We start from the raw sequence: 9046 nt of genomic DNA, 5'->3' as shown, positions 1-9046 counted from the left end.
TATTATATAAATAATATATTTATACTTATGCAAAATTATTTTTATAAATAAAACAATTTAGCACTAATAATTATAAAAATAATAAAAAATGGAGGAAAATACACTCATCTTTAAACCATATATTATAAAAAAAATTATTATTTTTATGTCTAAATCAGAATGAATATCTAATTGTCAAAATATTATAATTATCAAATTATTTGAGTAGAAATATGGATTGACACTTTTTGAGATCTACCCAATACTAAATTTTAATTATTGAGAAACATATCTCAATAATTGCCTAACGCAATAAATAAATACTTACTTAAAAATACATAAATATACAGGAAATAGACCATCATGTTCTTACTGAAAACTCTCGTATCTTCAATAACAAAAGTTACTCAGGACTTGAGTAATGTTGTATCAGTGAATCCTGTTGTAAACACAGGTTCTACTGTTAATGTAAACGTTTCCGATATAAATATTGCTACTGGAAATGTTTCAACATCAGGCTTACTTTCTAATGTTGTTTCAACTGTAACCAATACCGTTTCTCAGACAACAGGCTTAGTCTCTGGTGTAGTGGGTACCGTAACAGGTGCTGTTGGTGGTGTAACTGGTGGCGCTACTAGCGGCAATCCAGTCGGTGCAGTAACCGACATCCTTGGCGGTGTGACTGGCACTATCGGCGGCCTGACTGGTGGTTTAACTGGTGGCGTGACTGGCGGCAATCCAGTCGGTGCAGTAACCGACATCCTTGGCGGTGTGACTGGCACTATCAGCGGCCTGACTGGTGGTTTAACTGGTGGCGTGACCGGCGGTAATCCAGTTGGTGTAGTAACTGACATTATTGGTGGTGTAACTGGGGCTATCGGCGGTGTGACTGGTGGTGCTGGCGGTAATCCACTTGGTACTGTTACTGACATTATCGGTGGTGTGACAGGCGGTATTATTGGTGGTGGTACATCACCTATTTCCCCAGTTGTTGATGTGGTTCAAGGCGGCATCGATGTTCTTCAAGGTGTGGAAAGCCTAAAAACCAGCATTATTAATACAGGAATTAATACTGTTGCAGACACTGTAGTTGGTGTACTTCCTCAAACTGAGCACCCTGTTACTGATATTGCTCACCTCGGCACTTTAACTTTCGAAACATCTCGCGACACTGTAAATGGTGCGCTTGAGGTTGTATCTGATTTAGTAGGTGGCGATATTCAAGGCGCTACCCAATCTGCAACTGGTATTGTCAACACGCTCATTACCAATGGTACAGCTGCGACTGGTATTTTAACTGACATTCTTGGCGGTGTGACTGGTGCTATTGGTGGTGTGACTGGTGGCGTAACTGGCGGCGTAACTGGTGGTAATCCGCTTGGTACTGTTACTGATATTATCGGTGGTGTGACTGGCGGCGTAACTGGTGGTAATCCGCTTGGTACTGTTACTGATATTATCGGTGGTGTGACTGGCGGCGTAACTGGTGGTAATCCACTTGGTACTGTTACTGACATCATCGGTGGTGTGACTGGCGGCGTAACTGGTGGTAATCCACTTGGTACTGTTACTGACATCATCGGTGGTGTGACTGGCGGCGTAACTGGTGGTAATCCGCTTGGTACTGTTACTGACATTATCGGTGGCGTGACTGGCGGTATTATTGGTGGTGGTACATCACCTATTTCCCCAGTTGTTGATGTGGTTCAAGGCGGCATCGATGTTCTTCAAGGTGTCGAAAGCCTAAAAACCAGCATTATTAATACAGGTATTAATAATGTTGCAGACACTGTAGTTGGTGTACTTCCTCAAACTGAACACCCTGTTACTGATATTGCTCACCTCGGCACTTTAACTTTCGAAACATCTCGCGACACTGTAAATGGTGCGCTTGAGGTTGTATCTGATTTAGTGGGCGGTAATATCCAAGGCGCTACTGATCATGCAACTGGTATCGTCAACACACTCATTACCAATGGCACAACTGCGACTGGTATTTTAACTGACATTCTTGGCGGTGTGACTGGTGCTATTGGTGGTGTGACTGGTGGCGTAACTGGCGGTAATCCGCTTGGCACAGTGACTGACATCATCGGTGGAGTTACTGGCGGCGTAACTGGTGGTAATCCACTTGGCACAGTGACTGACATCATCGGTGGCGTGACAGGTGGTGTTACTGGCGGTAATCCGCTTGGGACCGTTACTGATATCATCGGTGGTGTGACTGGCGGCGTAACTGGTGGTAATCCACTTGGCACAGTGACTGACATTATCGGTGGTATAACTGGTGGCGCTACTGGCGGTAATCCACTTGGTACTGTTACTGATATCATCGGTGGTGTGACTGGCGGTATTATTGGTGGTGGTACATCTCCTATTTCTCCAGTAGTTGATGTAGTTCAAAGTGGTATCGATGTTCTTCAGGGTGTGGAAAGCCTAAAAACCAGCATTATTAATACAGGAATTAATACTGTTGCAGACACTGTAGTTAGCGTACTTCCTCAAACTGAACACCCTGTTACCGATATTGCTCACCTCGGCACTTTAACTTTCGAAACATCTCGCGACACTGTAAATGGTGCGCTTGAGGTTGTATCTGATTTAGTCGGCGGTAATATCCAAGGTGCAACTGATCATGCAACTGGTATTGTCAACACGCTCATTACCAATGGCACAACTGCGACTGGTATTTTAACTGACATCCTTGGTGGTGCGACTGGCGCTATTGGTGGTGTGACTGGTGGTGTTGGAGGTGACAGTCCTCTTGGTACTGTTACTGACATTATTGGTGGATTAACTGGTGGTGCGACTGGCGGTAATCCACTTGGCACAGTGACTGACATCATTGGCGGTGTAACTGGTGGCGCTGCTGGCAGTAACCCTATTGGTGTCGTAACAGATATCGTAGGTAGCTTAACTGGTGGTGTAACTGGTACAGGTGGCACAGACGTTATTTCTAACTTATTAGGTGGAGTAACTGGCGGCAATGTAGGTGGAGTCACTTCTACAGTATCGAGCGTAACAAACACGGTTCATACTCTAGTATCTCAGTCATTACTTACTGACCACTTCTTAGATAATACTTTACATACAGTTTAATAATCTTTAAGAAAGCCACTAATAAAGTGGCTTTCTTTTTAAATATATTTTTAAATATTAATTAATATTAATTCATTTCTTGCCATCTATAATATTTCTTATGTGCCAGCTCTAACATTGCATAATCATTAGGAGTATCACCATAAGCATAAATAGTAGAATATTGGGTTAAATCATATTTATTTTTTATTCTATTTACTTTTTCTAAATAACCACAATCACCATCAACAAAATTACCAGTTAAAATACCATTATCTATTTCAAGTTGATTACAGATAACGTCCAAATCTAAAGACTGACACCAACTTTCTAAATAAACACCCAATGAAGCGGATACCACAACAACCTGATCTCCTTGCTGTTTATGCCAATGAATACGTTCTAAAGCATTTTCACGAATACAGGCAGGAATTACCGTTTTAGCAAACTCTTGTCCCATATATTTTAGGGAATCTGCATCGTAGCCTATATATCCCACCTGACAGAGCTTAGTTCGTATGGTCTTATCCGTTACCCATCCAAACTTATAGCCTGCAATATAAGGTGCAAGACGAATACCACCTAGTATTTGAGTTTTTCTGCTCAAAGAAAATTTAAGGAACAAACTGAAAGTATCGTTATGGGTGATCGTGCCATCAAAATCAAATAAAGCCAGATTCATTTATCGTTATCTCTAATATAATTAAAAAGTTATAAATTTAAATTTTTTAAAAATTACTAAACAACAGATACAAAAAAACCGCTATAAAAGCGGTTAATTCTTCAAGTTGGTGCGCTCAGAGAGATTCGAACTCCCGACCCCTTAGTTCGTAGCCAAGTGCTCTATCCAGCTGAGCTATGAGCGCGTAACTTGTGTGCCTTTCAGCGATTCGTTCTGTTTTACTTGGTGCGCTCAGAGAGATTCGAACTCCCGACCCCTTAGTTCGTAGCCAAGTGCTCTATCCAGCTGAGCTATGAGCGCATTAAGTAAATGGCGGTGAGAGAGGGATTCGAACCCTCGATACCAGTAATAGGTATGCTTCCTTAGCAGGGAAGTGATTTCAGCCACTCATCCACCTCACCGGAACGAGCCGCCATAATACAAACTAAAACCCTATTGTTCAAGTCATCATACTGAAATTTTCTTATTTTTTCGTTCAATGAATTATTTTTTAAGCAATTTCCTTATTATTTTCGTCTTTTTCGATCAAACGCTTGTTAAGATAGATATTATTTCTTCATTAAAATACAGTAGTGCATAACACATTATTGCAAACCTAAACGTGCAGTTCGGGTCTGCATGGCTTATGCTAAACTTATCTGCCAAGCGTGAAATCAAAAGACATGACAAAAAACTGGGCTGATCCCGAAGCGAAAGCTGAAGCTGAACGTTATGACAATCCTATTCCAAGCCGTACTCTAATATTAGATACGTTGGAACAATTGCAAACACCGCAATCTCATGCAGAACTTGTTGACCATTTTCATATTCAAGACCAAAAAAGTATCGAAGCTTTAAGCCATCGCTTAAGTGCAATGGTTCGTGATGGTCAAATCATGAAAGACGGGTTCAAGTTTCAGTTAGTGACAGACCAACCCACTTATGAAGCGACCGTCTATATTAATAGTAAAGGTTTAGGCACCGCACATATTGATGGTCAAGATGATCTTTTACTTCCTGAGCGTGAGTTACGTTTAGTCTTTAATGGTGATCGAGTCCGAGTTCGGCAGACCTCTGTAGACCGAAAAGGTAAACCGTGGGGGTTCATTACCGAGGTTCTACAACATCGTGTAAAACAGTTAATTGGTAAATTATCGGTACATGAAGGTGAATACTTTATTCAACCTAATAATCCAAATCAGCACCAACCTATTCCATTAGAAAAAGAATTAGTTGCACATGCCAAAGCGAATGTTGGTGATATGCTTCGTGTTGCCATAGATACCTACCCAACCCGTGAAGAGTTTGCAACGGCGCATATTATTCAATCTATGGCAGATAAAGCGGATACTGAAATTATTATTCCGCAGACTATTCTTGAGTTTGGCTTACCTTACGAATTTCCAGATGAAGTTATAAAAGAAGCTGAAAGTTTTAAAGAACCTTCTGCACAAGACCGTGAAGGACGAGTTGATTTAAGAGATTTAGCACTCGTCACAATCGATGGTGAAGATGCTCGAGATTTCGATGATGCTGTATATGCAGAAAAACGTCCAGGTGGTGGTTATCGCGTTGTCGTAGCAATTGCCGATGTCAGCCATTATGTACGTTTAGACTCAGCTCTGAATGAAGAAGCAGAAGAACGTGGTACTTCGGTTTACTTCCCGCACTTTGTATTACCAATGCTACCAGAAGCATTATCAAATGGATTGTGTTCACTTAACCCGCACGTAGACCGTTTATGTATGGTCTGTGACCTAAAAATCTCACGTACTGGTCGTGTAACGGGTTATGAGTTTTATCCATCTGTGATGCACTCGAAAGCACGTTTGACCTATACACAAGTAGCGCAATATTTTGACGGTGCAACCGATGCGATTCCAAAAGATCGTGATATTCACAAATCGCTAAATACGCTTTTCCAGCTTTATCAGATTCTGAAAAATTTACGTGCTGATCGTCATGCAATGGAATTTGAAACCATTGAAACGTACATGACTTTTGATGAGCTAGGCGGAATTAAAGAAATTTTGCCTCGTACACGTAATGAAGCACATAAGCTGATTGAAGAATGTATGTTACTTGCTAACGTCGCCGCGGCTGAATATGCATTAGAACATGATGTTCCAATGTTATATCGCGTACACGAAGCGCCTGAGTTCTCACGTATTCAGAAAGTAAAAGACTTTGTTAAACTTCTTGGCTTACCTTTCCCAGATCAACCAACCCAAGCAGATTATCAAAAAGTTATTGAGGCAACTAAAGACCGCATTGATGCGCCAAGCATTCATGCAGTGTTATTACGCTCAATGATGCAAGCTTACTATGGTGCTAAAAATGCCGGTCACTATGGTTTAGCTTATGAAGCTTATACGCACTTCACATCACCAATTCGCCGCTACCCAGACTTATTGTTACATCGTGCTATTAAAGCTCATTTGAAACAAAAGCCTTATCCGCTCTCTGGTGCAGCTTTAGATGATGCTGGTGAGCATTTCTCTCAAACCGAGCGCCGTGCTGATGAAGCATCTCGTAGTGTAACGACTTGGTTGAAATGTCACTATATGCAACAGCACTTAGGTGATGAGTTTATTGGTATTGTGAGTGCTGTCACTGAATTTGGTCTATTCGTTACTCTTAAAGACCTCTATGTTGATGGCATGATTCATATTAGCCAGCTCGGCGATGATTTCTTTATTTATGATCAAGCAAGTCAAAACCTTATTGGACAAAATCGTGGTCAGGTCTTCGGTTTAGGCGATGAAGTTAAAATTCAGGTTGCTGGTGTAAATCTGGAAGAACGTAAGATCGATTTCCAACTTATTCAGCAAGTGACTCATGCTGGACGAGTAGTTCGTAGTCGTGCCCCACGTACAACCAGAACAGCAACACAAGCAACTGAAGAAGTTTTTGGTAAACCACCTACTACTTCAAATGATGGCGAAAAACCTGTCCGTAAAAAGAAGGAAAAAGGTAAACCAAGTTCATATACTAAAAAATCTGGTAAAAAAACCACTACGAAAGCAGAGGCTAAGCCAGAAAAAGTAAAGAAAAAAGCAAAACCAAAAAAGAAAAAGTCGAATGCCAAATCTAAGGCTGACTAATTCATAAATGTTTTTATTCTTTGTTATTAAGCTCCCAAACATGGGGGCTTAATATTTTTAGAACGTTTATTTTCAATTTAAGCTTGATTTCCTGCCTAACAATACCTACATCTAATACTATGTTTAAAAAATAATGTGGCTATTAGCAATGACTTTACAGCAAGCGACTCTACCTACTCCCCGCTTTGACCAAATTACATTAGATAATTTAAAACAAGATATTCAACAAGCGATTCAAGTAGGACAAGAGTTCTTAAACACACTTACAGCTGCACCTTCTGACACAGACCAGCAACTTGCTGTACTTGAACAAATTGATACCCTTGAAAATAATCTCAGTGAATCATGGGGTGTTTTATCGCATTTAAATGCAGTGATGAGTAATGCTGAAACTAGAGAAGTCTATCAGTCACTCTTACCTGCTTTAAGTGAATATTACACTCAGCTTGGCCAACACACGGCGCTGTACCAGACCTATCAACACATTCATGATGGTCAGAGCTATTCAACGCTAAGTCCTGCTCAACAAAGTGCTATCCGACTCGCATTACGTGACTTCAAACTTTCTGGCGTTGCTTTAGAAGGTGACGAGAAAAAACGCTACGCAGAGATTTCTGCACGACTTTCACAGCTTTCTTCTGACTTCTCAAACCATGTACTTGATGCGACACAGGCTTACTTTAAACCACTTACAGAAGACCAGCTAAAAGGTCTTCCAGAAAGTAATGTTGAGTTACTAAAGCAGTACGGTAAACAGCGCGAGCTTGACCAAGCTGTAGCAACTTTAGATTTCCCAGCTTATTTTGCAGTCATGACCTATGCAGATGACCGTGTATTACGTGAAGAGCTTTATAAAGCTTATGTCACTCGTGCATCGGATCAATCTGAACAAACAGAGTTTGATAACAGCAAAATTATGGAAGAAATCTTGAGCCTTCGCCAAGAAATGGCAAAACTACTTGGTTTCAATAACTACGCTGAATATTCTCTTGCTAGTAAAATGGCTCCTGACGTCAAAACAGTTCACGACTTTTTAGCCGACTTAGCTGAGCATGCACGTACCCCTGCTCTCCAAGAAGTTGCTGAGCTACAAGCAATTGCCAAACAAGATGGGATTGATGAACTCAAACCTTGGGATACGACTTACTATTCTGAAAAGCTTAAACAACAACAGTTCAACTTATCTCAAGAAGCATTAAAACCTTACTTCCCTGCTCCGAAAGTCATTCAGGGCTTATTCCAGATTGTTCAGCGCCTATACGGCATTAAGATTGTTGAACGTGAAGCTCCTGTTTGGCATCCAGATGCACGCTATTTTGAATTAGAAGACCAAGGCCAAGTAGTTGGCGGGTTCTTCTTTGATTTATATGCACGTACTGGTAAACGCGGCGGCGCATGGATGAGTGGCTTCCGCTCACGTATGCAAACTGTTCATGGTTTACAAAAACCAATTTGCTATATGGTGTGTAACTTCACTCCACCTGTAGGCAATCAGCCAGCCTTACTGACTCATGATGAAGTCATTACACTGTTCCACGAATTTGGACATGGCTTACACCATATGTTAACTGAAGTAGATAATATCTCGGTTGCAGGTACTCACGGCGTTGCTTGGGATGCAGTCGAGTTACCAAGTCAGTTTATGGAGTTTTGGTCATGGGACAAAGAAAGTCTTGATGTTTTAAGTGAACATATTGAAAGCAAGCAGACCTTACCTCAAGAGTTACTCGATGCATTATTAAATGCTCGTTTCTTCCAGTCTGGCATGCAAACTTTACGTCAACTTGAATTTGCACTGTTTGACTTAACTATTCACACCAAGACTCCTGCGTTGAATAGTGAGCAAATTCAGCAGACTTTAAATGACATTCGCAAACAGTACGCAGTAGTTCCAACTGTCGACTACAACCGCTTCCAACATAGCTTTAGTCATATTTTTGCAGGCGGTTACGCAGCGGGTTACTACTCTTACAAGTGGGCAGAAGTTTTAGCGAGCGATGCATTTGATCGCTTTGAACATGAAGGTATTTTCAACACTCAAACGGGTAAAGAATTCCGTCAAGCAATTTTAGCTGTCGGTGGGAAAGACACAGCTCTTGAAGCATTTGTCAATTTCCGTGGTCGTGAACCAAAAATTGATGCATTGTTACGTCATCAAGGTTGGACGAACGACAACAAAACCGCTTAAACTATGGGCCTAAATTGATCGTGTGGTTAGGGTGAT

General features: G+C 41.1%; 4 protein-coding genes and 3 tRNA genes. 3 read left to right on the top strand and 4 right to left on the bottom strand.

Annotated features, from left to right (window positions below):
• Positions 1 to 342 precede the first annotated feature (342 nt).
• Positions 343 to 3078: a beta strand repeat-containing protein gene (locus tag ACH63V_RS05405; RefSeq protein WP_396462937.1), complete on the top strand. Its 2736-nt coding sequence runs from the start codon at positions 343 to 345 to the stop codon at positions 3076 to 3078.
• Between the two features lie 67 nt (positions 3079 to 3145).
• Here the strand turns inward: ACH63V_RS05405 and ACH63V_RS05400 are convergent, their stop codons facing one another.
• The 4 genes from ACH63V_RS05400 to ACH63V_RS05385 all read right to left on the bottom strand — a co-directional run bounded on the left by ACH63V_RS05400 (position 3146) and on the right by ACH63V_RS05385 (position 4140).
• Positions 3146 to 3739, bottom strand: a complete 594-nt coding sequence (locus ACH63V_RS05400) for an HAD-IB family hydrolase (protein WP_343568733.1) — start codon at positions 3737 to 3739, stop codon at positions 3146 to 3148.
• Between the two features lie 107 nt (positions 3740 to 3846).
• Positions 3847 to 3923: transfer RNA gene (locus ACH63V_RS05395), tRNA-Arg, on the bottom strand.
• A 39-nt stretch (positions 3924 to 3962) separates the two neighbouring features.
• Positions 3963 to 4039: transfer RNA gene (locus tag ACH63V_RS05390), tRNA-Arg, on the bottom strand.
• A 10-nt stretch (positions 4040 to 4049) separates the two neighbouring features.
• Positions 4050 to 4140: transfer RNA gene (locus ACH63V_RS05385), tRNA-Ser, on the bottom strand.
• 261 nt (positions 4141 to 4401) lie between these two features.
• Between ACH63V_RS05385 and rnr the strand changes: the two genes are divergently transcribed.
• Entirely contained in the window at positions 4402 to 6822 is a 2421-nt protein-coding gene (gene rnr / locus ACH63V_RS05380) for a ribonuclease R (RefSeq protein ID WP_396462936.1), read from the top strand.
• Positions 6823 to 6955: 133 nt separating this feature from the next.
• Positions 6956 to 9010 carry a M3 family metallopeptidase gene (locus ACH63V_RS05375; protein WP_396462935.1) on the top strand — a complete coding sequence of 685 codons (2055 nt, stop codon included), beginning with the start codon at positions 6956 to 6958 and terminating at the stop codon, positions 9008 to 9010.
• The last annotated feature ends 36 nt before the right edge of the window (positions 9011 to 9046 follow it).

Origin of the sequence: Acinetobacter sp. ABJ-A23_2, from assembly GCF_044538765.1 — a bacterium.
Taxonomy (GTDB): domain Bacteria; phylum Pseudomonadota; class Gammaproteobacteria; order Pseudomonadales; family Moraxellaceae; genus Acinetobacter; species Acinetobacter nosocomialis_A.
Note: the sequence above shows the minus strand (reverse complement) of the source record. Positions and strands in the feature narration are given on the sequence as shown.